The following is a 21,828-nucleotide window of genomic DNA, read 5'->3' on the forward strand; positions in this document are numbered from 1 at the left end:
TATCTTGACTTATTACCACTAGACTTTATCGTTTTCTTCTGCGGTAGTTGAATTTAATGCAACGGTCAATTTTGCGTTTTCTAGCTCTAAATTTGCAATACGTTGCAACAATTGTTCAATCACTTTTTCAGCATCTACATTCACAGGTCTTCCCTCCATCTTTCTTCTATTTCTTGGTTGGTAAATTCTTGCAGAACCAAACGATCTTTTTCATATCCTGTACGTTTGGCTTTGATTTCCCAAGCAAACCGAATCATCGGTCTATCTGAACAAACTAAAAAAGCATCTGATCGAAAATCAGATACCCAGACTCTTGCATCATCGTAAACTTGTAAAAACACTTCGTAAGGTATATCCAAATTGACCGTATCACTAAAGATCGCATCAATCGGCACCCATACCTCGCATTCTTCATTTGTCACGTTTCTACCGATATCTCCCAAATAGCTCTCTGTCGTTTCGTAAGCGGGTGTCGCTCTCACGCCGTCTCTAGTCACATGAATAGCGTTTTTTGCCCCTGTCGCGTTTAGATTTCCGACAGTAAGATTTCCTCTTATATCATTGGTGTATGACATAAGTAACGTCTTAGTGTTGGCATAACCGATTTGAAGGGTTTTGTTCTCTTCAGAAAAAAGATAAGCATCCCCATTTGACAGCACCTCGAATCCAGCAACCCTTTGATACTCGACTGAACCATTTGAAAGTTTTTTATACTTGTAACTAGCTACTTCTAGCCCACGGTTGCCAATAAGTCCAGGAGTTCCGCTGAACTTCCCAACGGCTACAATAATCTTATTGTCATAAATATCAATATTTGACGATGTCGGCGTTCCGTTGTATACAACAAATCCGTTATCCCCGATCACACTTGAATTCGTTGTATTTTTTTTAAAATACATCAGACTTTTATCCAGATTAATATTAATTTTTCCTAAAGCGTTGGTAATATTCCCCGATTGAAAATTGACTTGTCCGGTATCGAAATTGATACTTAAATTCTTTCCAGTAGCGATTCCAGTAGAGATTGCTTTTGCATTCAAATTCGTTACCGTGATTTTACTTGCATCTAAGGTTCCTGCGTTTATTGTACCTGCGTCGACTGATCCAATCATTGCGGATGTGATTATAGCTCTGTCAATCTTAGTTTCTTTTGTCAGCCAGATTTTTGCTCCCTCGATTTTCAACCATTCTTTGCCATCCATTTCGGAGCTTAAATTGATCGTTTTGATGATGTCATCTTTAGGTGTAGAATTTTCAATCTGATCCTTAATATCCTGATCCATTGTCGTTGAAGTAGTCATCACCCACTCAAAAACTCCAGGAGAAATCTGTTTGTATACCCAAATTTCATCATCAGGACCATTCTTCTTGAACCAAATATCGCCTTCTTTCGGATGTTTCGGTTCTTCGGTGCCATCGTAGACATTATTCTTCCCTGCGGCATCCACTCGATGATCAAGTTCGTCCAATTTTTGTTGAAGTGGTCCTTTGAAGGTCGAAACATTTGATGAATAGGCTTTTGTATCTGCGCTAATCGTTGAGTTTAGCCCACCGTCGAAAACAATCGTATAGTTTAACACAGGAGACTTGAACTGTTTCCCTTTACGATCGATCATCGTGACCCAATCGCCAACCTCTAAAGCTGGATTTCCGCGCCATTTTAAGTTTATGGGATAATAATTTATTCCCTTCACTTGTTGGAAAATCAAATTCAGCAGCGGCTGTGTCATTACATTATTCTCTATACTGATTTGAGCGCCTGCAGTCGATCCTGCTTGTAATACGTTCGTTTCGTTACTTGACTCTCCTTTAGGCGTAACTACTTTACACGAAATCCCTTTAGGTTGGTACATGAGTTCGCTTTTGGTAAGTCCTTTTAAGAAATATTCATTCGGATCAATGCGGAAGCGCGGGTCTTCTAAATTTCGAATCGCTAATCGTCCATACCGATCGAAGAACACGAAACCAGATTGAAATTGGCCAATCAATCCAATCGCTTGTCGATAGGTATATCCTACTGGCTCATTGATGACATATTCATTTAAATGGTTAAATGAAACGGGATCAATTTCAGAGCCGCTCAAGTTTGCGATTTCTAAGGCGACATATGGAAGTTCGATTGGATAAGACAGCTTCGATTGATAATCAGACTCCATAAAAATAAAGCCATCTCTGGCTTCAATGGTCGTGGTGTTCTCGTTTCGGTTCGGATCCACACGATCGCTGATATAAAATGTCCCCAATGGGACAAACTCATACCGATCCGGAATATAGCTCACTATTCTTGCCTTTCCTATTTTTGCTCGACCGATTCTCGAAACATTATTGATATCCGAAGGTAGACCAGAACCACGAATTTTTATTCCTAATTCAATTTTCACTTCATCTAATTCTTTTAATCCTTCAATGATTTCAGTAAAGATAATTTTTACTGTCGCCGATTGAGTGGAGCCTATTTGATAGTTCTCCCCACCAAATACCCCTGCTGAATAATTGATCGTTTTGATTTTATCTTTCAGATAGGTTGTTCCATTGATTGTTACTTTTGCGAAAACTTCACGTTCCGATTCTTTGAAGGCTTTATGAAATTCTTCTGTCACGCTCAACATGTCATCACCTACATTTCAATGAATGGCACAGATAACCCTTGCCACATCATCTTTGAAAATTTAGCGTTCCACGAATAAACGGGAGTTGAGCGATCGCCACAATAAAACGATTTAGTGATTAGCCCGCCTTCTTGTGGATCGAGGTATCTAACGGTGAAAAATGCCGCATCAATTAAACGTAAAATTAAAGAGACCTCTGATGTATTCAGAGGCCCCCATTTTGCATCCAACTTTGTTTTTCTACCTAAGATATCCCTTACCATGTCTCCGTTCGCATTCCGTCCACTAGAGCCGCTATCTAAGGTTTGGATACTCACTGTGAGTTCTTTTGGTGTTGCCACTTTTGATCCTGCTATTAAAAAATCCATGTTTTATCCTCCTTACAAGTTAAGCTCTAGGGCTCCTATCTGTTCATGGTACTGATTGATTCCTTTTACAGTCACTTGACCTAATCTCGTGGAATCTACTTCAAGAATAACTTCTATCGGTTGGTCTCCGCCTTTTAGTTTTAGACTAGACAGTGCTTGTACAATCGCAGTTGCGATGGATTCCCCAAGACTTGCCAGTAAATTAGTGGACAATCCTTCCATTCCATTTCCAGAAATAGCCATTGTCGATGTTCCCTTTTTACCGCTACCGGAGTAGCCTTCAGAAGAATCACTAAACACATCAGGCATGGTCAAATCTGGGAGACTATCATAGCCCATAAAATCTAACGCTTCATTGATTCGTTGGAAAGCTAGTTCCGAATTACTCAATGGGACGATCATCTCCGGATTATTCCCCTCAGCCAATTGATACCAACCAAAACGATCCACCAATCCACCATCTGCGAAACCTGTGAAATTATTGATCATTTCGACAATCATATTTGTCACGGCGTCTTTTGCATATTTCAGAAAGCCTGAAGCAACTGACAACATCGGATCTTGAATACCTGAGATATCAACAAATTTGCTGATTGCTTCAGAGACCAACGCAGAAGGGTTAGATATAACATTCCATACATCCTCTGCGACCCCTTTCGCTTTATCAAATCCATTTGTAAAGAAATCTTTAAAGCTTCCGAATATTCCCCCAGCGTAGTGAGGAACCAGACTTCCTGGCAAGACTTGCGCACCTCTTGGAAGATCAACCAACATATTCCGTTGTCTTGGGAACATACCCATGCGGCCACCCGGTAATTTGAACATTTCTTGGTAGCTAGATCCTGGTGCATCATTGACTAGCGCCGGTCCTCCAGGATGGTAATCCGTACCTGTTTTGTATGTAGGGATTGACCATTTGTTCAATGACCATCCCGCGTTCACGGCACCTAGAACCCAGTTGATCGCGCCAATAGCGGAATTGACCGCATCACCAATTGGTCTAGCAATCGTATTCGCAATGTTTCCAATGGCATTGCCAATCGCCTGAACACCATTTGATAGACCGTTCGCAATCTTTCCTGGTAAATCTTTGGCCCAGTTTCCTATATTGCTAAAAACATCCGAGGCTACGCTCTTCACGTCATTCAGTTTAGAAGAAACGCCCTCTTTCAAGCTACCAAACGCTGAGACTGCTTTACTTTTTGCAGACTCGGCTCCTGAACGGACGGCTTCGGCTGCACTCGACATTTTTGAACTTGCTGCATTCCGAACTTCTTCAAATTTGCTAGACGTTGCACTTTTTAAGTCATTCCATTTTTCTGATGCCCAATCCTTCGCATTCCCAGCTTTTTCTTTAACTGTGTTAGCGACATTCGTAAATTTATCTTTTGCAGCATTATAGATTTCACTTGCTTTACTGGTCACAGCGTCTTTCGCAGCATTCCATTTTTCCGAGGTCCAATTTTTTACATTATCCCAAGCAGTTGAAGTAGCATTTTTGATACCTTCCCATTTTTCACCGATCCAGTCTTTCAACTGGCTAGCTTTCTCTTTGATGGTATCCCAATTTTGCCATAACAAAACACCAACGGCAATGGCTGCACCTATCGCAATGGCCCAAGGTCCTCCAAGAGCAGTCATGAACGCTTCAAGTCCAAATTTAACTAAAGACAATGCTCCGGCTAGACTTTTTATTGAAGTAATAAAGTTAAAAACTCCTACAAGAACTTCTGCCAAACCAGCTAATTTACTAATAGCTAAAAGAACCCCTGCAAAAGTTCCGAAAACAGTTACAAATGTAGAAAATCCTTCTTGATGTTCAGATATCCAATTCCCAATACCCGAAAGAGCGTCACCTAGTTTTTTCAATACATCAACGATTAATCCACCGGTCCATTCAGCAATAGGTTTTAGAATGGAGTTCCAAAAGAAATCAAATGCTGGTTTACATCCATTAATAATTCCATTTAGTCCATCTAGAGCACCACTTAATGCTTTAAGGAATGCTGGAATTAAATCTTGAATTGTGTATTTAGCTAAAGGAAGTAAGACGTTCTTATAAAACCATTCCAAGCCATCTCCAATGTTTTTTGTCAATGATTGTATTGATTTAAGTAACCCATTAATAGAATTAAGGAGTGGACGGAAGTCAAGAGTCTTAGCCCACTCTGCAGTCGCTCCTGTCATTCGTTTGATTGTCCCAAGGACTGTGTCAATTATCTTCATAATCCCTTCGAAGATTGTTTGACCTCGGTTATTTTCATCCCATGCCTCTCGAAAGCTTTTTGCCAGATTTCCAACAGTATTGAAAATATTCGTAATGATCTCCATGATATTAGCTAGAATACTTTCGCCAATTCCCGAAGCAAAAGCCTTGTCAAATGCTGTCATGATTGAATTGATTAGCTTAAGAACTTCTGATAACGCGTTAAAGATAGCTTGAATGATCGCCGTCCCTCGACCGTTGTCGTTCCAAGCATTTTGAAATGCTTTACCTATAGTTTCTATTAAATGAAATAGCTTAGTATAGAATTCTATCAATTGTCTTGCAAGCTCTACCCCAGTGCCATTATTCCAAACTTCTCGGAATGACTCCGCGATATCATGCAAGACTTCTAACCACTGATTTAAAGCATTAAATATTTGCTGAATCAATTTAGTGCCTCGGCCGTTTTCTTCCCAAGCAATTCTAAAAGCCCTTGCAATATCACCAATGATATAAAGAACATCGCCCAATAATACTAAAAGATTTTCTACAAACTTTTGTCCGGTTCCATTAGTCCATACCTCCAAGAATGATTTACCAATTGCCTTAATCAATTTTCCAATTTCAGATAATGAATACTTGAACGCATCCATAACACGTTTTCCTTGAGCGTCCCAAGCTTTCTTTATTGGATCAAAGAGTTTTGACATGATGTCTTTAAATTTCTTGGCAAAATCCGTTAACCATTTCGGAGTTTCTGGAACTGCTGCTGATCCAAAGTCAGCCCATGGATCAGAACCAGATCCATTCGGATTCTTCGGTCTTGTTGGAATTTCCTGAGGAATGAACTCATTTGATTCGTCGTCAGAGTCATCACTGAAATCCAAAATGTTTAATTCATCAAACCCAGCTAAAAGACGTTTATATTCTTTTGCTTTTTTTCGAGCTGCTTCTGTTCTATCATGCTGATCTTTAAGTTGCTTATTTGAATCCTTAATGGATTGAGCCATCTCATCGTATCCATCTGATGCATCAGATGCAGCACTTCCAGTATCATCTAAAGCTTGGACATTGTTCATTAGTCCCTGAGCACCGTTGAATGCATCACCGATGTTCATTCCGAAAAGTGTGGATATAAATCCAGCAATATAGCCAGTAACTTTAGCTAAGGCCGACATCAAAGCATTTATCGCTGGCAAAGCTGCTTGGTAAATTGGATAAAATGCAGTTAGTAAATTGACCTTAATTTGATTTAAACTAGCTGAAAACTGTGCGTTAGTCTGTAACGCTTTAAAAAGCCCGCCAGCTAGAGTCATGATTCCTTGGTATAAGAACGTGAACAAGAATAACTGCGACCATAGCATCTTCATGGAGCGTCCAAAACCACCCATGCCTTGAGCCATTCTAGATGTTCCGCTAGTGACTTGTTTCGATTGTCTGTCAAATAAACTTCCAAATCTACCAATAGAATTACTCATCATATTTTTGAAACGTGAAAAGAGTCCTTCTGATTGTTTCGTGGAACCCGACAGATTCCTCATTCCATTTGCTGCCATACGAGCTTTTACAGGTTGCTCGCCAAGTTCCGTATTTACACTAGACAACGCTGTCTTTAGAACATCAGAACGATCTTCCAACTGAGCATATGAACGTTGCAAAGCATCATTGTCTGCAATCAATTTCTCCATTTTTGCTGATTGTTTAGAAATAGCTTCAGCGGTTTTGGTTGATTGTGGTGTATCTTGTATCCCTGTAGATTTCCACTTTCCAGATGCGAAACTTCCTGTTTCTGTTTGCTGCATCTTCATTTCATTTTTCAGAGCCTTAACTTTAGCTCTCATAGCTTCAATCTGCCGCTCATTGCCTTCCATCTTAGCTGAAATGTTAGACAGAGAATTAGGGATAGTATCATATTCGGATTTTAACCCGCGCACAATCGCTTGTGCTTGTTGTTGTGACTTGTTCATCTGAATTTGTGCTTTTGAAATTTGTTCGCCTATTCTTGATTCACTTTTAGAATCCCCAGACAACCGCGCCCCGTTTTTATTAGCCTGTAAGTTAGCTATTCGTTGTTGCGCTGCTTTGGCTTGCTGCATTTGCGTGTTCACTTTATCAACTGCGGTTTGAACATCTTTTGTCATTTTAACAGCGCCTTTGGATACTCCAGCAGAAAGTGACTTCCCAACTTCTTCGCCATTTTTTGCCGCCGATTGATTCATTCTCTTCAGCATAGAATCAAAATTTGAATTCATTTTCTCGAATTGTTTGGTAAATTTATCGAACCCTTTTGAATCAGATAAGTTTTTTTCTACAGCGTCCATCCCTTGACCAGATGAACTCTTGACTCGGCTCATCATAGAATCCATCTTTTGTTCAAATCGTGCGACCTTTTCCTCAATGGGGTTCAAGTCACCATCAAAAACGACTTCAAGTCTATCCAGCTCCATGATCTATCCCTCCTTTTCCTGTTTATTTTTCCGCTCTCGTGTAGCTTTAATCAATTCCGTTCGTTCAATCATCCGAGCCTTCATAATTTCCCAATCTTGCGGCCGATTTGATTGTTCCTGCTTATCTTCCGTTTTCAAGAATGGATAGTGTTGATCTGGTTTAGGCATTTTCTTCGGATCATTAAAACCATAAGCATTTAATTGTGCAGCTTTGTAATCCATCATGGCTTTTTCTTCCAACTGTTGCTTTCTAATCGCAACATTTGCTTCTGCTTGAATAACTATTTCTTCATAGGTCATTGACCAGTATTTTTCTGCTGGAATTCCTGCTTCTACTGCTTTGGGATACATCTCTTCTAGTAATTCAGAAAAAGAGGAGAACCTTATACTAGGCTCTCCTCCTCGTTCTTCTCTTCGCCGATTAAATCGGTTCTGTCCGTCTCTTCCTCTGAGCCGAAAAAACCTGCTTCTTCCATCAATTTTTGGATAACTTCCAATAATTTCATCATTGAGCCGCCATTATTTACATACTCATCGTACATCTCAGGCATATCTGCCATTTTGATATTGGCTGTTTGATTCGTTGCATGAAGAATCGTTAGCATCTCACCTAAACGCGGCATTTTAAACCCGCCATTACCACTCATCATAATACCGAACAGTGATTTACCTAATCGTTTTTCAATATCCACTGTCGCTTTTCCGTCTAACACTAAAGATAATGTTTTCTTGCCAAATTCTACTTTCATTGGTTTCATATTGTTTTTCCTCCTAAGATTTAAATAGGGCCAGAGGGTTATCTCTAGCCCATATAGTTTTCGTTAAACGTTTATGCCCAATCCGGTCCATCTGAAACAGTTACAGACAGCGTAAATTGATAGGCTCCGTTTACTTCACCAGAACCCATTTTCACAGTCACGCCGCCAGTAAATGTGCATTTCGCACCGTCAGGATAAGACAATTCAAATTTTGCTTCTTTTCCTGACGTTTGCACTGCCTTTAACTTTGTAAATACAGCTTTGTCATATAAGAAAGTGAACTCTAATGAATCCATATCTTGAATACCCGAAATATATTTTTTATTTGCGTCTTTTAGCGTCGTAACATCAACTTGTTCTGGATCTCCACCGATTTCAGGAACAGCTTGTAATCCTTCAATTTCAGTAAAGCCAGACTCGGAGCCTGATTTCATTGATAACGCCGTGCCCTTAGTTAGTAAACCGGCAAATAATTGTAAGTTCATCGGTAAAATTTTTGTTTTCTTCATGGTATTTCCTCCTTGTTATTGGTATACAAAAAGCGTTCGATTATCTACCACTCCTCGGAATGTTAGAATCGAACGCTTCAATGCATCTTGATTGCCATCATCACTGGCTGTATTCTTAAATCCAATCTCTTTCAATACTTTAATTATTTCACTCTGTATTGTAGATAGAGATTTGTTTCCGTATAAATCGATTTTTACTGTCCATTCAGTTAGTGCTTCTTTGTCGGATATATCTTTCTTGTGCGGCTTTGCCTTTGTCGAATAAATTGCAGCGGGCATATTCGACCATGTGTTAGGATACTCCGCAGATACGAGCTTCAGCTCAGCGACTTTTTTCAACTGAGTAACAATATCAGACTTTATGTTATAACGCTCTGTCATAGTTTCCTCAGTCCTTCCTTCACACGATCTTTATAAATGTCTTCGGCCATTTCAACCACTTCTTTCATTGACGGATATAGCCAAGGTCTTGCCGGCTGCCCACGAGTCATAAAGAAATCTTGTCCCTTGATAGTCACTCTTGGAATACCGTATACCATCTCAAGGTCAACAGGTGTTTTGTGTACAGGAATAAACCATCGTTCAGTAGAATAAACAGGATTCACTCCTGGTGGCAAATCTTTTGGTGACTCTGCTCCGACTGGACCTGTACCAAATTCACGAAACAACGCTTGTATCTTATCCGACCAAACACGACCGACTATTTTTCCTCTGCCATCTATCACGACTTCTTGTTTTGGAGAGCCGCTTAATTCGCCTGATCCGTACTTTATTGACGATTGCAGGTGACTTGTTGCTCTTGCCACAGTTTCATCTACAATATCGAATGTCGCTTCAAAAACAGCGTCTTCCATCACTTTAGGAATCGCTCGTATTTTTGACATCAGTCGGTCAGCACCTCTGAACTCAACGCCCATCTTCATCACCTAGTTTCTTCAAGGTCACATTACAATGAGCAGAAAATGTTTGAATGGCAACAATTTCATAGTCTGGTTCTTTATCTTTGCTCACATAAAGACAAATACCATCTTTCTCATTCTTTCCTTCTTTGATTTTGTCACCTTGATACTTGCAAGATTTGATGTATGGAAGACTTTGACCATAGACAGAAGCCATTACTTGTCCTCCTGCGGATTGAATATTCATTTGAATCTCTGTTGATTCATCTGAAAAACCTTCTTGAAAGTTTCCTTCATCATCTTGCCCAGTTAACCGCTCTTTTAAATAAACGGTTGAAAGGTCACGTTTCCTTAGGCGCATGAAAACTCACGACCTTTCCCAGCCTGTGATTATTTAAGCCCGATTTTAATTTAGGCGGAATATCTGTAATAAAGGTATGGGAGACGCCGCCTTCAGAACGAGCAGCATCTCCCTCATTTCCTTCCTGATTCCAAGCAATCACAACTAATTGTCGCGCATAGTAATAAAGGCTATCGTTCATCTGTTCGGTTGTTCGAGCGGTATAATCAAGAATGAGAGTAATCGCGTCCTCTAACATGCCTTTAATTTTAGGTCTTTCCTTTTCCTCAACATCGTCGAGACGTTCCATCAACACATCCGTGTGTTTTTCCAGTAACTCATCATTCATTTTCCTTTACCTTCTTTACTTACCTGTTCCAGTTCTACCAGAAGCCGTGACATTAGGAACATAAAGCTTATGTTTGAATTGAACAATACGAATATTTTTTGGCTCATATACACGTTCCCAATTACTTGCCGTTGCCAATTCGGCATTCGTAGGAGAAGAACCTGCGACAGATTTATTAGTAAATTTCACCCCTCTTGGATGTAACAAGAAGTGTTGGCGATTAATCAAAATATCATCTCCTGCTAAAGCATCACGATCAGTTTCCGTTGGCACAGGAGCCGCGCCGTTTCCTAAACCGATTGCTCCTTCTCCGAAAATATAAGAAGTGAACACATCTCCATCTAACGGCATACCATCATCAACAATGACACGTTTCCCCATATAAGTTGGAATTTTAGTATTGTCAGAAGCTAACAAGAATTCAATTAAGTTTTGTTTTCGTAAATTAGCGTATACTGAAGAATGAACAGCTAATGCTGTTAATTTTTCTTCTGCATCTCCCAGTTTGTAAGAAGCATTGATAAATGTTTCCCCTGTAAATGCTGCATCATTTCCAGTTTCAGCGGAAATATCTAGACTATTTCCAGCCATTTTAGTTGATGTTCCTCCGAACACACCTTTCAATATAGAAAGCAAAGTTACTTGTTGACGACGCGCCCAATAAGCGGCAACTAAATCACCAATTGCTCGCATAGGATCATCACCAGAAAGTGCTTTTGCTAAATCGTTCGCTTTCCAAGCTTTACCACGCATCAATAGAACCGCCTGATCTTGATTCGCGGTGATTTTATCCGTTTCTAATGGATTCGTATCAGATAAGACTTCGTCTTCACCAGTTAAATCAGCCCAAAAAGGCATGTTGATTAGTTTACCACCGGCACTAGCTAGAGCATCTAGCTCCGGATTATGGCTTACAATACCCGATTGGTATAAAGCTGATAATTCAGCTGTACGCTCGATTACATACTTATTAAAAACTTCTGGAACAATAACATCTTCAATTTTTGTTTTTTTAGCGAAAAACTGTAAATTCATTTTTAATTTATCCACGATTTTATCCTTCTTTCTTATTTATTGGCTTGAGCCATTAGCACTTTTGCCCGCTCTGGATCTTCTTTCAAAATCTGACCTTGTTTTGTAAGGTTGAGTGTTTCCTTTTTCCAAGGGTTAACTTCTGGATTTGTTGCATCCCCCAAAGGATTATCAACACTATTTTTTAGTTCTTCTTTCACTTTCTTTTGTAAGGATTTTTCCCAAGTTCCCACAGCTTTTTCCCACGTTGTTTTCAATTTGTTATATGCAGTTTGACATTTATCTGCATCTGACAAATCTAAAAGATCAACTAATTCAACAGGTAAATTATCCTCTGTTAACTGCGTAATTGACTGCGCTCGTAATTCACGCATATTTAGTTCCAATTCTCGCTGATCTAATGCCGCTTCACGCTGTTGGCGATCATAATCCGCTTTTTGTTCAGCATTCATTTGCGCCATTTTTTCAGCTTCTGTTTTCGCATCTTGCCGAACCTTTTCCAATTTCTCATCAAGTTTCGATTGCCATTTTTTGTCATTATTTTCCAAAGCCGTATTGACTGCTTTAGAAACTGCAGCATCAAACTCAGGATTTCCAGCTTCATATGGATTCCTGATTTGTTCGGAATTCTGATCTGAGGGTTGTTCTTCAGCAAAAAGTTGCAGGTCTAATTTCATTAGTAAATTTTTCAATTCAATCTCTCCTATCCCAATCAGTCCTAGCGCACGCAAAAAAAGCAGCCCAGTTTAACCAGTCCACTTGATTTTTGATTGATAGACCCAATCAGTATGTTTGATATTTTCGAACAGTTTAACGCCATATTCAGGGCAGTTAATTATTTTTTTCTGTAATTCCGAAGCTTCTTTTTCTGAAGCTCAATTTCTTTTTTAGAATATCGTTGTTTTAACTTATTCATCCAATCATCATATGTTTCTCTTTGTTCCATGGTAATTGTTTTTCCGCTGATCGGATCATGGGCTATTCGTTTGCCTGTTAGTGATCGTTTGCCAATAATAGCAACAGCAACAGTTCGACACCAAGGATGAAACGGTGGATACGTTCCGGCTTCCCCATTAACAACAGCTTCGGAAACAAGATAAATCTTTCCGTCTTTCTTCTGGCAAATTTCAGATGTTCTTAAATCTAATACAGCAATCAAACGATACTCTTTTACACCTCTGTCTCGCCATGCTTTGAGCTTTGCTTGATTTGCCATATAATTGGCCTCGGTTCGTATTAAACGCTGAGCAACACCAATTGAGCGGTCAAATTCAGTCGCTATCGCTTTAGCCATTTCAAACTCGGACATCCCTGTCATAGACTCAACAGTAAATAACTCTTCAAGACGTTTGGCCAATGCTTCAGTATCTTTCCAGATACGTTTTGAATAATTTGAACCATGCCAATGAGAATCAAGAATATTCTTGGTGTACTTAGTTGAAAGCTCCTTGAATTCGTAATCAGTCGATCGAATATCAGGATCATTCCACACCTCAATCGGTACGTCACGTTTTTGCGTCTGTTTAGATGCTTCTATTTTTGAACCATGCTTTTTTCCATTCCGAACACTGATGATCTGATCAGATTTTGTTTGCTCAACTTGCCTTATGATTGTTTCGGCAGTTGTCTCATTATACGAATCGTGAATAACATCAATATAAAATTCAGTCGATTTATCTAGTTGCACAGAAGCAATCTGTTTGGAAACTAAAAAAGACTTGGCTTTCAAGTCTTCAGCTCGTGTTATTCGCTCTTTAAATGCCAATCCATTCAATCGTTTTCTTGCGGACTCTTGAAGTTCAGGATGAGAAACATCATCAGCAAGCTTTCTCAATTCTACTAACTCATCAGGTTGAACAGTTTGATTAAGTAACGCTCTTGTTTCTCCCTCATCCATTCCAGAACGTTGTTTCGCTCGACTAAATAGTTTTCTAACTTGCCTCGTCAAATAACTTTGAGCCTGTCGATAAGCTACAATTATCTTTTGTTCGACTTGTTTCGCAGCGTCATTAATTTTTTTCTCTTGCTTAATCCCTCGATCGAGCCAGTAGGAATCATCTTGTTTTTTCGGCAACTAACTTCCCCCTATCAAAGTTTTTCTGTAGCAGTCCCGGTGGACAAATCATCAAAACCCGACTACGAGAAACTGAAACAGACTCTGCAAACTTGATTGCTTCATCTCTAGAATGAAAAGTTTTTGAATACCCATGGACAGCATACTTCATGTTTGCTGTCCATTTTTTAGATACTTCAACAGAAACATAATTAGGATAGTTTTGTTGAATATCATACAAACCGCATAATAACGCTTCGACTAACGCATTATCAATCTCATCCGGATTAAGAATGGAAACTTTCTTGTCTTGCAACTTCACGTACGATTTACAAAGTAATTGATTAGTAATCGTGATAAAAAGAGTAGACACACCAGCGCAAACGATATCTTTGCCCGGTTCAGCGTAGTGAGCATGACCAGTAATCTCATAACTAATATACGAGCCGTTACTCTTTATGAACGTTGCTTTGATCATCGTCTTCCTCCTCAGGTGGTTCATCTAAATCCGAATGACTGTCTTCTGCTTGAACGCCCATCACTTTCTTCTGTAGCTCAATTTTTTCTTCCTTTTCTAGATTCAATTGTTCAATTACTTCATCGACATCATCAATATCGGGCAACCACGACAATAAAATTTTTAGTGGCAAAATCCCTGCGTTATAAGCAGTCACAATCTGATTGATTATGTCGCTCGTGTTAATTGGGAGATTAGGTTTTAACTTAATTTTCACTCCTGAAATATCTATCTCTGGCTCTGTGTACCTCAACACTGTTGAAAATATTTCTAAGCGTTGCCTTAATCCCTTAATCATGTATCGAGACTTCACAGACATTAATTGCAACAAACCAAACAATTTATATTTCATTGCCTCACCCGAAACGTTTCCCGCGAACTTCTCATCATTCATATTTGGAACATACGTTACTTTATGAATGTCATCTAGGATTGCATCACGCAACAAAGTCACACTTGATTCATCTAATGCTTTTGTTAGATAGCTTGCAGCTGTATCAGATTTTGAACCTGGAGCTTGGAGCATTTTTTCTTTCTGAAGCTTTTCACCATCACCGTCTTGGAGAACAAACCCCTGAATAAAAAGAATCGCATCAACGAACGCTTCTTTGTCGTTCAGTCGATCCGATTGTAATAAGTTATATGCGTCAATTAATGAGATTGCTTGCTCAAAGTCCCCCTGCTTTTCTTCATTGTTTCTGTACTCAATTACAGGAACTCTTCCAAAATAGTGTGGTAAAGCTTTAACTAACTGATAGGAGCCAAATCCTCTCGATTCAGTTCTATACGTAAGTATCCGATCATCACTGTAATACTTAACAATATAATGGCTAATGCCACCTTGCAAAGTGAATACTGGTTGATAGTGAATCGCAAATAGCGGATTTTTGTCGATAGTGTCATCAGTAACTAAAAAAATCCCTCGTGGATCAATACATTTTATAGATAATTCTGCCTCATCTTTCAAATAAATTAATTCATAACCTATTCCAAAGGTCGATAAATCTTTTTCTAATTCCGTGTCATGTGAAACAATATCAATACGATCATACTCGTCAAGAATAGGCGACAAATCAACTTCTCCAGTTCCTGAATAAGCAACAGGATTGCCAACCATAAAACCAACATTCATATCAACTACATACTTCGCATGATTGATAAGAACTTTATTATTCGGAGCCGATTCGTTCTCTTTTTTTCTAAGCAAGATATCGTGCTTTCCATCATAATAATTTGAAAGTCTTTCTAACCGCTCTAATTGTTTCTGATGTTCTTGCAAGCAGTAATTTAATAGTTCTGCAGAAGGATTTTTCAAATCTCCTGCTATTTCTCTATTTACTACAATCGCCATTTAACTTTATCCCTCCTTTATAGTCCGATTTTCGCTCTATTGCCGATTACTGCTGTATTATTTCTCATATCTTCACTAAAAGCATATCGAGTTGCATCAATCGTATGGTTGTCTTTATCTTCAAGTCTTGGCTTTGGATTCCCATCCTTATCCACTTGGTAATCTATATTTTCAAATTCTCTTGCAATATTTGGTGTTCTCAGCGGGTCAATACAGATAAAATCTAAGTCGTCTAACCATTCTTCCCCGTATTCGACTGAATCAGGTCCTTTTTTTACTCCTCTAATTCTCCGAATCTCATGCTCACTTTGAAGTTCAGCAATTGATTTAGGCTCAGCGGAATCAGCAAATATTTCATCCGATTGATACCCTCTTGCTTTTGCTTGATTTGAGAACTCTCGATTGCTCATTTTTACACCATAGATTTCATCTATAGCGTAAATCCCATTTTTCTTTTTGTCATAATGCCAACGAACGAATGCTAGCGGATCTGTTGCATAACCAAAATCGAGACCATTCCTGATGTTGTCAAAGTTCGCTACCATCTCATCCGTAATACTTCCTGGTTCTACTTGAAGATTATCGAACGGAACAACACCTGAACCGATGGCTTTGCCTAAATACTCCCAATCATAACGCCTCGAATTACGTTCTTTTGTTGCTTCTGCCTCTTCTATAAAGGCTTTAGCTATAAAGGGATTGTCTTTATATGTTGTATGGTGAACATATGTATTTTTGGGCTGGAAGCTAGTCTCATATTTTTTATTCACCCAACTTTGTTTTCTCTTCGGCGGGTTGTAAGTGTAAAAAAACTTATAAAAAAGACCATCTGCAAGCTCTCCACGTAAAAGGGAGTTTGTAATGGTCGTTACATCTTCTTCTGTTTTAAACTCTGCTAATTCTTCTATCCAAGCTATTGTGAAAGGAAACTTGCTATCTTTTAAAGATTTGATCCGTTCTGGATTCTGAGCACCTCGAAAAGTAATGTAGTTACCTCTAGGCAGATATGTAATTTTCATGGGACTTTTATTGACCTTAAAATAGCTCGTTACGCCTTGCTCTTCGATTGCCCACCTCAATTGTTCAAAAACAGATAATTCAATCGTATTGTCGATAAAACGAATCGCCACTGCATTCACGGGATAACGCATGACCAATTGAATGATGATATGAGCTATATCAGAAGATTTGCCGGAACCACGTCCCCCTTTTTCTACAATGTGTAGAATTTCTGGATTAATCGCTGCTTTCCACGTACTATGAAAAGCTTTTGGCAAATACTCAGATAGTTTAACCATCTGGCTCACCACTGATGTCATCCTTAAATACAGGAGGCTCAATTGAAGTAATCTCCTTCTTATCAACAGGAGCGAATCCTCCACGATCAAGAATATCTTTAGCTGCGTTAAAACGAACCATTTCTGATCTGGCTGCTAAAAGCTTCAACATTGTATTCAACGCTTTACCTGATGACTTACCCATAATAGTTTTTACATATTCATCATAAGCATGAGTGAAATCTTCGTCTTTTAACCAATTGTAAAGTGTCTGTTCGCTTATCTTTAGTTCTTCAGCGATTTCAATCCGCTTTAAAGAGCCTTCGAACAGCAATTCTATAGCCTTATTATGCCTATTAGTAAGTTTCATAAAATCACCTCCAAACTAAAACAAACTAAACGTATTTTCTGATGTTTTCTTGTATATGAGCATCTTTCCAACGCCCATACCCACAATAAACTAGCTTGCAATGATCAATCTCTACTGGCGTTGCCTCTCTGGTCATTTCGACAATTGAATACTTCGCCTTCATTTGAACAGACATCACAACACGTTTATGTTGTCCTTTCATTGGCTTCGGATATTTATTGTTTAATGACACGTACCAGTAAGTTTTCATTGCTCTATCCCTTTCTGCGTTGCAATGTAAGCGTTATTATTGTATGCTTTATGTATAAATTGTTTACGTTTCACAGATAGATCGCTGCGGAAACAGCGGTCTATTTTTGTGTGTTGAAATACATGGCCAAGGATGATATATTTATAGTTACTTGTTACACTAAAGGGCTGCTGCGGAAACAGTGGCTCTTTTTTGTATTGCTATGTAAACGCTATGATGTTATACTTGTCTAACAACCCTTTAACATCTTTTTCATTTAATTCCTGACCACTATTACCCGGTAGTGGTCTATTTTTGTGAGCAAAATAAAACAGCCTCACGAGGAGACTGCTAGATTCTGTACGTTCCTTCTGGGTCGGCAATCATTTCAACTGCACGATCTAATTTCATTCCCCTAACTTTATTGTTCAATGATTCTTTAGCCTCAACGATTTCTTCAACTGAGACATCTTTTCTTCGAGTCAAGTTTTTCAAATATGCTGTTTCACCCTTGATAATAGCTTCTTGTAGCATTCTCATTCCTCCTCAAAATAAAAAGACCGCCGAAGCGATCTCAATTGATTTTCTATTTTCCCATGCTATAATAGACATAGAAAAAGGACGTGCTGGTAACACGCCCCATGTAGAACCGTTAAAAAGACGGTGGCTTAAATGAATAGTTTTTTTGTTAAACCATCTATCCTCGCCAAAGTGTTAGATGGTTATTTTTTGTTCTTGTGATCTGTAATCAGCAACACTAACGTCGCAAATGCGATCATCAGTGACAATGCTTGATAAACAGACATGCCTACTCCCTTCTAGGGATAAAGCTATGAACCATAGGCATCACCCCTTTATTCAAGAGATTAGCCACCATCTTTTCACTTTTCTACGCAAATATTATACAAAAAGACTAATAATCATGCTAGTATGTTTTAATTTAACAGCAAAAAAGAACGTGCTGTATGCACGCCCTGTAGAGTTGTTAAGATGAGTAAGATCTTTTTTTAAATCGTTTAAAAAATCATTCTCAAGGTATATCATTTTTTTTTTAACTTGCGCAGAGTCATAAAAATGGAGCTACTCATCTTAACTTCTCTACGTTAAATATTATACAAAAGAACATATTCGAAATCTATAAATTTTAATAAAAATTATTTGATAACAATAGACAGCACAGCGAACTTTCAACGGAAATGAAACTTTTCAACTCCATTCATTATTTATTTTTTGTGCCGTCTAGTATTTATCGTCTTGCAAACGATCGAAAAAATTGAAACGAAGAGGAGCTTCCTCCTTTCAAAATTTTCTATGCTAATAAAATATCATGCCTATTTCAATACTTCCATACACAAAATGAGTGCACATTTAGTGAATGTTGAAATTTTCAAAAAAGGGAAAGTTGCTGAGTTTTTCTCCTTTTTTCATCGTAGTATTCAAGCTCTTCTTTTTTTGCTTTTCTATCTAAATGGCGAGCCTCGTAATCATCAATAAATTGAAGCTTACTTCTGATTTCCGCATGCTTTTTTCTTATGTAAGAATCGCTATATCCGGTTTCTTCCACTATTTCTTCCAAAGTTAATCCCTCAATGTACTTCATACGAACAATTTCATTTTCGACTCCTTTGAAAGATTGAATAATGACCAACATTTCCTTTTGTTGTTCTTCTAACAATTCAATCTCATTTTCAATTTGAGTAATATTCTCCTCGAGCAATGACGATCGAGAGTTTTTTTCTATACGTACTTTCGATAAATCACCAGTTGTCCACCGAATCAATTCAAGTTTACTTTTATTCAGATTCCACTTTAAGTAGAGTAACTGTTCTTCCAAATCTTGATAATCCTTTAACCATTGAAATCTCACAATCGCCACTCCTTATGGTATAATTATCTTGTCAGTTTTTATTCATAAAGAGGCGTTGGGAACTTTCCCAGCGTTTTTTTGTACGATCTTGAAACGGAAAAATGAATTTGATAAACTTTTAGTGTGAGCTGGTTTCTAATTTTTCCATATTACCCGAATTTTTCTAGTTCACAAGCCGCTGTTTTTTTACTCAGCGGTCTTTTTTTCTTACTTATCTCCGTGTAAAATAAGACTAGGGCTAGTAATTTTCTTGAAGTTTGAGACCGACAATTTTGACACTGCACTAGCCCAATGAGTTAGGTTAAATAAAAATATAACCCACTTATTATAAGCACAACGACCTAACTCAGGGACCGCTGATATAACTGTTCAGTGGTCTTTTTCTATGGTATCATCTAAATGAGCTAGTTCTTTCCTTTCTAATTTTCGTTAACGTCAAAACCTATTTCATCTAGCTCGTAGACCGCTTTTTTAGTGGTCTATTTTTGTGATAAAACTATTTTGTCTAACGAAAACCAGGCATTATACCTTTCAAATTCATAAAACCTAGGCTTCTTAATTTATTTTTTTGTTATTTCACTTTGATTCACATAGGTGTACAATATATTTGAGCTAGAAAAATCCATAAATAATCCAAGAATACTACACTAGCTTAGGGACTGCCATATGAAAAAGCGGTCCTTTTTATGATACAATTATGAAGAGCTGATATTTTCTTTTGTTGACTACAAACAACTTTCGCAATCGGCTCATTGACCGCTAACTGACTGCCTAGCGGTCTTTTTTTATTGCGCTACTAGGTGTACAATAGTGATGAGCTGGCCCCTCCTTTTTAATCGGGTTAAAAGCATATTTCAATCAGCTCATGGCCGCTGACCAATCCCCAGCGGTCTTTTTTTGTTACAAATTATTTTGTCTAGCGGAAACTAGACGAGAGTTCTTTTCCAAGGCAGCCAGTGGTCGGCTGTCTTTTTTTATTTTTGTTTTAGGTGTAAAATACCTTTGAACTATTCTAATCAGCTACCCATAGTTCATTGACTGCCGTTTCATACCGCGGCAGTCTTTTTTACTATGGCTTCAGTTACCGAATCTTAGCAAACAGAAGTTTTCTCAAAGTCCGGCATTGGACCAAACTTCTTTTCAAACGAACCTTTGGCTTTTCTTGATTCTTCACGTACTAAGTCTATTCCGCTATACTCAATCTTTTTCGCTGCTAAACCTGCATTCTCCTTCATCAATACGAGCATTTTTTCTTTTGTATCACACATGATCATATCAAGTATCGAAATTGGTAATGATAATATCCTTGATCCCGAGTTGAGATCACTAAAAACTATCTCGATAGGATCAATCGGCACCATGACGACGGAACAATCTATACCAGCTATTTTTGCTTTGAAGCCAACTGCTCGATTCCATCCGTTTTCACATGCAAGCCACACGTAATACTCCTGTGGATCAATCACTACTTCACTCATTCTCACTCCTCCACTTTCTCGACTGCGCCACCTATTAATGACGTCTGTTGTTTTGCTTCTTTATAGCTTTTGAAATGACATGCTAGTTCTTTTTTGGGCGTAATTTCTACTGTCTCAATTTGTCCTGTTTCTAATGGACTCTTTAGATACATAGTGCTATAACAAACTATCCACTTCGGCTCTTCCTCGACCTCGTCTGGAATATGAAGTTCAGTAAAATGTGTCTTATACTTTGGAAAATCGTCATCTAGTGGCGTGCCGCAATATGGTGGTTCTTCGACTGGGAAATCCCACCAGAGAACAGGACCAATGTCTTCGTGCCATTTTTCGGCCAAATGAGCAATCACTTTCGTCGGTTCGTCTAGTTGATTAACAATTCCGATAATGTCATCGGAGGCATCATTGTATCCTTCCTTATAATCCGATCTGTCCAGTGACGTCCACGGTTTTGAAAAATCATATTTTTCTTGCTTTATTTTCTCTATAACTTCTCGTATTTCCATTTCATACCTCTTTTCTTACTTGATAGGCTGAATTAGCGTATTATTTACGTTTTATTTTCATTATTTTATTCATAAGGTTATACTATTATTTATCATAAGGAGGTGATAAGCATGGTAAGAAAAATTGGATTTAGTTGGGAATATTTTTTAATTGGATTACTTTTTGTTATAGCTTCTTTAGTATCATTTAATAATCCAGATAGTAGTTTAAAAGCAGTTGTCTACGTTTTTGCCATTGCTGCAGTTTTAAAGGGAATTTTTGAACTGTTTTTTAGACGTAAACTTCATGAATTCACTAATCAAAAATCAACCCTACTAATGATTCTCGGTATATTTGACCTGCTAATTGGTGTATTTTTACTCTTCAATACTAATGCAGGTTTACTAGCCCTACCTTATATTTTTGCTATTTGGTTTATTGTAGATTCAATTATGGGGCTTGTAGGAGCAGATATTTACAAGGTCAATGGATCAAGTTACTATTGGTTTATTCTGATAGTAAATATTATTGGGATAATTGTAGGAATTATGCTCTTATTTAATCCAATTGTTTCAGCATTTACATTAGCATTCTTAGTTGGTTTTTATTTAATGATGATTGGAATTTCTCTTATCGCATATGCGTTTTAAAATAGAGGCTTCTGCCTCTATTTTTATATGATAGGC

The 21,828-nt window shown here is 38.2% G+C and carries 25 protein-coding genes; 1 reads left to right on the forward strand and 24 read right to left on the reverse strand.

The annotated features are described in order from the left end of the window. Nucleotides 1-18: 18 nt before the first annotated feature. The 24 genes from RV13_RS21490 to RV13_RS01865 all read right to left on the reverse strand — a co-directional run bounded on the left by RV13_RS21490 (nt 19) and on the right by RV13_RS01865 (nt 21,162). Entirely contained in the window at nt 19-144 is a 126-nt protein-coding gene (locus tag RV13_RS21490; protein ID WP_010743578.1) for a hypothetical protein, read from the reverse strand. Then, nucleotides 141-2,609 (reverse strand): hypothetical protein, encoded by a 2,469-nt coding sequence (locus tag RV13_RS01760; RefSeq protein WP_010743579.1) that lies wholly within the window; start codon nt 2,607-2,609, stop codon nt 141-143. Before RV13_RS01760 ends, RV13_RS21490 begins: the two co-directional genes overlap by 4 nt. An 8-nt stretch (nt 2,610-2,617) precedes the next feature. Then, nucleotides 2,618-2,977, reverse strand: coding sequence for a DUF6711 family protein (locus RV13_RS01765; RefSeq protein ID WP_010743580.1), 360 nt, complete (start codon nt 2,975-2,977; stop codon nt 2,618-2,620). Nucleotides 2,978-2,989: 12 nt separating this feature from the next. Then, entirely contained in the window at nt 2,990-7,630 is a 4,641-nt protein-coding gene (locus RV13_RS01770) for a phage tail family protein (RefSeq protein WP_010743581.1), read from the reverse strand. Between the two features lie 3 nt (nt 7,631-7,633). After that, nucleotides 7,634-7,981, reverse strand: a complete 348-nt coding sequence (locus tag RV13_RS01775; protein WP_010743582.1) for a hypothetical protein — start codon at nt 7,979-7,981, stop codon at nt 7,634-7,636. 32 nt (nt 7,982-8,013) lie between these two features. Next, entirely contained in the window at nt 8,014-8,388 is a 375-nt protein-coding gene (locus RV13_RS01780) for a DUF6096 family protein (protein WP_010743583.1), read from the reverse strand. A 71-nt stretch (nt 8,389-8,459) separates the two neighbouring features. Then, the gene (locus RV13_RS01785; protein ID WP_010743584.1) at nt 8,460-8,897 is read right to left on the reverse strand and encodes a phage tail tube protein; all 438 of its coding nucleotides are present in this window, start codon (nt 8,895-8,897) and stop codon (nt 8,460-8,462) included. A gap of 15 nt (nt 8,898-8,912) precedes the next feature. Continuing rightward, nucleotides 8,913-9,278: a hypothetical protein gene (locus RV13_RS01790; RefSeq protein WP_010743585.1), complete on the reverse strand. Its 366-nt coding sequence runs from the start codon at nt 9,276-9,278 to the stop codon at nt 8,913-8,915. Continuing rightward, a complete protein-coding gene (locus tag RV13_RS01795; RefSeq protein ID WP_010743586.1) occupies nt 9,275-9,814 on the reverse strand; it encodes a hypothetical protein in 540 nt (179 codons plus the stop codon). Before RV13_RS01795 ends, RV13_RS01790 begins: the two co-directional genes overlap by 4 nt. After that, complete coding sequence (locus tag RV13_RS01800) at nt 9,804-10,157, reverse strand: hypothetical protein (protein WP_010743587.1); 354 nt, start codon at nt 10,155-10,157, stop codon at nt 9,804-9,806. Before RV13_RS01800 ends, RV13_RS01795 begins: the two co-directional genes overlap by 11 nt. Next, the gene (locus RV13_RS01805; protein WP_010743588.1) at nt 10,138-10,485 is read right to left on the reverse strand and encodes a phage head-tail connector protein; all 348 of its coding nucleotides are present in this window, start codon (nt 10,483-10,485) and stop codon (nt 10,138-10,140) included. Before RV13_RS01805 ends, RV13_RS01800 begins: the two co-directional genes overlap by 20 nt. Before the next feature lie 15 nt (nt 10,486-10,500). Further along, on the reverse strand, nt 10,501-11,535 hold the full coding sequence (locus RV13_RS01810) for a major capsid protein (protein ID WP_010743589.1): 1,035 nt from the start codon (nt 11,533-11,535) through the stop codon (nt 10,501-10,503). A 17-nt stretch (nt 11,536-11,552) separates the two neighbouring features. Beyond that, nucleotides 11,553-12,209, reverse strand: a complete 657-nt coding sequence (locus RV13_RS01815) for a DUF4355 domain-containing protein (protein WP_010743590.1) — start codon at nt 12,207-12,209, stop codon at nt 11,553-11,555. Between the two features lie 143 nt (nt 12,210-12,352). Next, entirely contained in the window at nt 12,353-13,591 is a 1,239-nt protein-coding gene (locus RV13_RS01820) for a minor capsid protein (protein WP_010743591.1), read from the reverse strand. Next, entirely contained in the window at nt 13,572-14,048 is a 477-nt protein-coding gene (locus tag RV13_RS01825; protein WP_010743592.1) for a ribosomal-processing cysteine protease Prp, read from the reverse strand. The genes RV13_RS01820 and RV13_RS01825 overlap by 20 nt, the downstream gene beginning before the upstream one ends. After that, entirely contained in the window at nt 14,020-15,438 is a 1,419-nt protein-coding gene (locus RV13_RS01830) for a phage portal protein (RefSeq protein ID WP_010743593.1), read from the reverse strand. Before RV13_RS01830 ends, RV13_RS01825 begins: the two co-directional genes overlap by 29 nt. Before the next feature lie 17 nt (nt 15,439-15,455). Then, on the reverse strand, nt 15,456-16,736 hold the full coding sequence (locus RV13_RS01835; protein ID WP_227131890.1) for a PBSX family phage terminase large subunit: 1,281 nt from the start codon (nt 16,734-16,736) through the stop codon (nt 15,456-15,458). Beyond that, entirely contained in the window at nt 16,729-17,085 is a 357-nt protein-coding gene (locus RV13_RS01840; RefSeq protein WP_010743595.1) for a phBC6A51 family helix-turn-helix protein, read from the reverse strand. Before RV13_RS01840 ends, RV13_RS01835 begins: the two co-directional genes overlap by 8 nt. 25 nt (nt 17,086-17,110) lie before the next feature. Next, nucleotides 17,111-17,335 (reverse strand): hypothetical protein, encoded by a 225-nt coding sequence (locus RV13_RS01845; RefSeq protein WP_010743596.1) that lies wholly within the window; start codon nt 17,333-17,335, stop codon nt 17,111-17,113. 330 nt (nt 17,336-17,665) lie between these two features. Continuing rightward, nucleotides 17,666-17,848 (reverse strand): hypothetical protein, encoded by a 183-nt coding sequence (locus tag RV13_RS01850; RefSeq protein WP_010743597.1) that lies wholly within the window; start codon nt 17,846-17,848, stop codon nt 17,666-17,668. Nucleotides 17,849-18,036: 188 nt separating this feature from the next. Further along, nucleotides 18,037-18,120 carry a putative holin-like toxin gene (locus tag RV13_RS21245; RefSeq protein ID WP_219924597.1) on the reverse strand — a complete coding sequence of 28 codons (84 nt, stop codon included), beginning with the start codon at nt 18,118-18,120 and terminating at the stop codon, nt 18,037-18,039. Nucleotides 18,121-18,701: 581 nt separating this feature from the next. After that, on the reverse strand, nt 18,702-19,181 hold the full coding sequence (locus tag RV13_RS01855; RefSeq protein ID WP_010743598.1) for an RNA polymerase sigma factor sigma-70 region 4 domain-containing protein: 480 nt from the start codon (nt 19,179-19,181) through the stop codon (nt 18,702-18,704). Between the two features lie 1,091 nt (nt 19,182-20,272). Next, a complete protein-coding gene (locus RV13_RS01860; protein WP_028020968.1) occupies nt 20,273-20,659 on the reverse strand; it encodes a hypothetical protein in 387 nt (128 codons plus the stop codon). A 2-nt stretch (nt 20,660-20,661) separates the two neighbouring features. Next, nucleotides 20,662-21,162, reverse strand: coding sequence for a hypothetical protein (locus RV13_RS01865; RefSeq protein WP_227131886.1), 501 nt, complete (start codon nt 21,160-21,162; stop codon nt 20,662-20,664). Nucleotides 21,163-21,273: 111 nt separating this feature from the next. Between RV13_RS01865 and RV13_RS01870 the strand changes: the two genes are divergently transcribed. After that, entirely contained in the window at nt 21,274-21,792 is a 519-nt protein-coding gene (locus tag RV13_RS01870; RefSeq protein WP_016178316.1) for an HdeD family acid-resistance protein, read from the forward strand. Nucleotides 21,793-21,828 lie beyond the last annotated feature (36 nt).

The sequence above is a fragment of the Enterococcus raffinosus genome (genome assembly GCF_001886185.1).
Classification (GTDB): domain Bacteria; phylum Bacillota; class Bacilli; order Lactobacillales; family Enterococcaceae; genus Enterococcus_A; species Enterococcus_A raffinosus.

Bases quoted from the DNA above. Each gene is read 5' to 3' on its own strand.
- RV13_RS01865 (WP_227131886.1), bottom strand. From the start codon at position 21,162: ATGGAAATACGAGAAGTTATAGAGAAAATAAAGCAAGAAAAATATGAT.
- RV13_RS01760 (WP_010743579.1), bottom strand. From the start codon at position 2,609: ATGTTGAGCGTGACAGAAGAATTTCATAAAGCCTTCAAAGAATCGGAA.
- RV13_RS01840 (WP_010743595.1), bottom strand. From the start codon at position 17,085: ATGAAACTTACTAATAGGCATAATAAGGCTATAGAATTGCTGTTCGAA.
- RV13_RS21245 (WP_219924597.1), bottom strand. From the start codon at position 18,120: ATGTCTGTTTATCAAGCATTGTCACTGATGATCGCATTTGCGACGTTA.
- RV13_RS01830 (WP_010743593.1), bottom strand. From the start codon at position 15,438: ATGGCGATTGTAGTAAATAGAGAAATAGCAGGAGATTTGAAAAATCCT.
- RV13_RS01775 (WP_010743582.1), bottom strand. From the start codon at position 7,981: ATGTATCCCAAAGCAGTAGAAGCAGGAATTCCAGCAGAAAAATACTGG.
- RV13_RS01850 (WP_010743597.1), bottom strand. From the start codon at position 17,848: ATGCTACAAGAAGCTATTATCAAGGGTGAAACAGCATATTTGAAAAAC.
- RV13_RS01825 (WP_010743592.1), bottom strand. From the start codon at position 14,048: ATGATCAAAGCAACGTTCATAAAGAGTAACGGCTCGTATATTAGTTAT.
- RV13_RS01785 (WP_010743584.1), bottom strand. From the start codon at position 8,897: ATGAAGAAAACAAAAATTTTACCGATGAACTTACAATTATTTGCCGGT.
- RV13_RS01795 (WP_010743586.1), bottom strand. From the start codon at position 9,814: ATGGGCGTTGAGTTCAGAGGTGCTGACCGACTGATGTCAAAAATACGA.
- RV13_RS01800 (WP_010743587.1), bottom strand. From the start codon at position 10,157: ATGCGCCTAAGGAAACGTGACCTTTCAACCGTTTATTTAAAAGAGCGG.
- RV13_RS01765 (WP_010743580.1), bottom strand. From the start codon at position 2,977: ATGGATTTTTTAATAGCAGGATCAAAAGTGGCAACACCAAAAGAACTC.
- RV13_RS01860 (WP_028020968.1), bottom strand. From the start codon at position 20,659: ATGAGTGAAGTAGTGATTGATCCACAGGAGTATTACGTGTGGCTTGCA.
- RV13_RS01805 (WP_010743588.1), bottom strand. From the start codon at position 10,485: ATGAATGATGAGTTACTGGAAAAACACACGGATGTGTTGATGGAACGT.
- RV13_RS01870 (WP_016178316.1), top strand. From the start codon at position 21,274: ATGGTAAGAAAAATTGGATTTAGTTGGGAATATTTTTTAATTGGATTA.
- RV13_RS01780 (WP_010743583.1), bottom strand. From the start codon at position 8,388: ATGAAACCAATGAAAGTAGAATTTGGCAAGAAAACATTATCTTTAGTG.
- RV13_RS01790 (WP_010743585.1), bottom strand. From the start codon at position 9,278: ATGACAGAGCGTTATAACATAAAGTCTGATATTGTTACTCAGTTGAAA.
- RV13_RS01770 (WP_010743581.1), bottom strand. From the start codon at position 7,630: ATGGAGCTGGATAGACTTGAAGTCGTTTTTGATGGTGACTTGAACCCC.
- RV13_RS01845 (WP_010743596.1), bottom strand. From the start codon at position 17,335: ATGAAAACTTACTGGTACGTGTCATTAAACAATAAATATCCGAAGCCA.
- RV13_RS01835 (WP_227131890.1), bottom strand. From the start codon at position 16,736: ATGGTTAAACTATCTGAGTATTTGCCAAAAGCTTTTCATAGTACGTGG.